2 tRNA genes are annotated in these 609 nt (G+C 59.6%); both read right to left on the bottom strand.

The window, feature by feature from the left end:
• Positions 1–77 precede the first annotated feature (77 nt).
• Positions 78–153, bottom strand: a tRNA-Ile gene (locus SFLMC1_RS09425).
• Positions 154–350: 197 nt separating this feature from the next.
• Positions 351–423: transfer RNA gene (locus SFLMC1_RS09430), tRNA-Ala, on the bottom strand.
• Positions 424–609 lie beyond the last annotated feature (186 nt).

The raw sequence follows: 609 nt of genomic DNA on the forward strand, positions 1-609 counted from the left end.
CAGGCTATTTGCAAGTGAAAACTAATGCCATGAATAAGAAAACAGGCCAGACATATTGCCTGACCTGTTAAAAAACCTGGTGGGCCCTCCGGGATTCGAACCCAGAACCCAGGGATTATGAGTCCCCTGCGCTAACCGTTGCGCCAAGAGCCCTTATAAAGTGGCACTTGCAGTTGGGTGGCAAAACAGCCTCCAACGCTTTGAACCACGTCGTGAAATACTACCATGCACGCGACGCCCGTTCAACGCACGATCTTGTCGACCAGGAGGATCATGGTGCCGCCTTTGACCTTGTGTGCCTATATGAAAAAAGGCCCCAACTTGCGTTGGAGCCTCATTCAATGCTCGGGTGGAGACGAGGGGGATCGAACCCCTGACCTCTTGACTGCCAGTCAAGCGCTCTCCCAGCTGAGCTACGCCCCCGTGCGAAGAAGTACTATACGGGAACTCGGACGGCGATGCAAGGACAATTTTGGAAAAACTTTCCGGGGGCGCGCGGGCGCCTGAGTCCCCTCGATGCCCGACCAAGCCCGCGGGGCGCGCCCCGCGGGCGGGCGGCGCTGCCGCCGCCCTCCCATCAGGCTCCGCTCCGCCCGCCCCCGGGGCCTC

Source organism: Collinsella aerofaciens (assembly GCF_901212495.1).
In the GTDB taxonomy this organism is placed as follows: Bacteria; Actinomycetota; Coriobacteriia; order Coriobacteriales; family Coriobacteriaceae; genus Collinsella; species Collinsella aerofaciens_H.